The organism is Clostridium liquoris (genome assembly GCF_002995785.1).
Taxonomy (GTDB): Bacteria; Bacillota; Clostridia; order Clostridiales; family Clostridiaceae; genus Clostridium_AO; species Clostridium_AO liquoris.
This window is the reverse complement of sequence record NZ_PVXO01000074.1, coordinates 1-1,985: the sequence shown is the minus strand read 5'-3', so window position 1 is coordinate 1,985 and position 1,985 is coordinate 1. Positions and strand designations below refer to the sequence as shown.

General features: G+C 32.0%; 1 protein-coding gene, 1 tRNA gene and 1 rRNA gene. All 3 read left to right on the top strand.

Features of this window, described 5'->3' with window-relative positions:
* Window positions 1–12: 12 nt before the first annotated feature.
* The 3 genes from rrf (at window position 13) to CLLI_RS14175 (ending at window position 1,429) form a co-directional block, all read left to right on the top strand.
* A 5S ribosomal RNA gene (rrf, locus tag CLLI_RS14185) occupies window positions 13–129 on the top strand.
* Window positions 130–139: 10 nt separating this feature from the next.
* Window positions 140–215: transfer RNA gene (locus CLLI_RS14180), tRNA-Phe, on the top strand.
* Between the two features lie 467 nt (window positions 216–682).
* Complete coding sequence (locus tag CLLI_RS14175) at window positions 683–1,429, top strand: peptidylprolyl isomerase (protein WP_106064853.1); 747 nt, start codon at window positions 683–685, stop codon at window positions 1,427–1,429.
* The last annotated feature ends 556 nt before the right edge of the window (window positions 1,430–1,985 follow it).

The window sequence follows — 1,985 nt, the reverse complement described above, 5'->3', positions numbered from 1 at the left end:
AACTGAATTAAATCTGGTGATTATGGCTCAAAGGTAACACCCGTTCCCATACCGAACACGATGGTTAAGCTTTGAAGCGCTGATGGTACTGCAAGGGAAGCTTTGTGGGAGAGTAAGTTGTCGCCAGATAATTTTGTATGGCTGGATAGCTCAGTCGGTAGAGCAGAGGACTGAAAATCCTCGTGTCCCTGGTTCAATTCCTGGTTCAGCCACCAAAAAGCATACCCAATTGGGTATGCTTTTTTTTATGTGCGCCTGGCATGGGCATTTACTTGTCAGTGGAGATCCGGCAATAGTGCCAAGCGTCAGCCTAAGACAAGGGTATCCACCATGAGGTGGAATCTGAAGGAAGTCGGCGGCAAAACTTTGACCTGACAAACAGAAATTACATATAAGGCATATGCTTGCAGGTGAGTTTGCATAACGAAACAAAGCCCTAAACTATTTGAAACAGGCGGTGTAAGTGAATTATTCAACAAGCTATTACTTAGGTCATAATACTATAATATATGGAAAGAAGTTTTCAGACAGTAATTATGGTTTTAGATCATTAAGAATTATAACTCTATATAAATCTAAGAACCCTGTTTATATATTAAATTTTGTTTCCTCTAGCAAAATAAATTTAATTATGACATAATGAAATCGTTGTTTAATAAATCATTCTAAAAGGAGAGCAAATATGAATAATAAGGTTTTAGCAGTTTTAAATGGCAAGGAAATTACACAAAGAGAATTAGATGAGACAATATTAAGGTTTCCACAAGAACGACACCCTTATTTAAGAACAGAGGAAGGACAAAAACAACTATTAGACGAAATTATATGTTTTGAATTAATTTATAATTATGCTAAGGATAATAATATGGAAGCTGATAAGGATTATATTTTACAAATTGGAAAAGTGAAGAAAGAAGTACTAACTCAAGTAACTATTAGCAAGTTGCTTTCTCAAGTTAAAGTAGAGGAAGAAGAAATATCAAAATACTACGAGAATAATAAGGATATGTTTATGAGGGAAGAGACTATATCAGCAAAACACATATTAGTAGAAACATTAAATAAAGCTAATGAGGTGTTAAAGCATATAAATGAAGGTATGACTTTTGAAGAAGCGGCAAAAAAGTATTCTATTTGTCCATCTAAAAGTTCAGGAGGTAATTTAGGAACCTTTGGCAGGGGGAGAATGGTACCCGAATTTGAAAAAGTAGCCTTTCTATTAAAAGTAGGTACAATAAGTGAACCTGTTAAGACTCAGTTTGGATACCATATTATAAAAGTAGAAGAGAAAAATCATGAATCAATCATACCATTAAATGAAATTAAAAATGATATAAAAGCCCAGTTATTACAAGAAAATCAGAAAAAAAGATATATGAAATTCACTAATGAATTAAAAAATAAGTATTCTGTAGAAATTAAAAAGTGATATTTTAATCATAAACAAAAAGAATCTCTCATCTTTTATAGATGGAAAGATTCTTTTTATTTATAAGTTATATATGTATGCATAAAAGTTAATAATAAGAACATACTATGTGCTACATGTAACTTATAATTTAAAATTGGTCAAAAGTTTGTAAAAAGGTTTAAAATAGATGTTGACGTGGGGGCATATTTGTTATATAATAAAATTCGTCGCTAAGAGATGCGGCAAAAAATGCTGAAAGTTGAAAAGGTCAACATAAAAAATTTTTAATAAGACAAATTAAGAAATATGTTGACAAAGTAAATCAGAAATGATATTATATAAAAGTTGTCAAATGACAGCGATGGTCTTTGAAAATTAAACAGAGAAGAGAAACCAGTCAATTCTTAACAGGTAACTGTTAAAATAGCGATGAGCTAAAAAATTGATAGAAACAAGCAGTACAAGGAATGTGGTGCAGTGAGGAGCGGAGTTTACTTCAGTAAATGAGCACCGGAGCAAGCCAACATGACGAAGTAATGCGAAGTTTATGGCAATTTTTGATTAAACTTTTAAA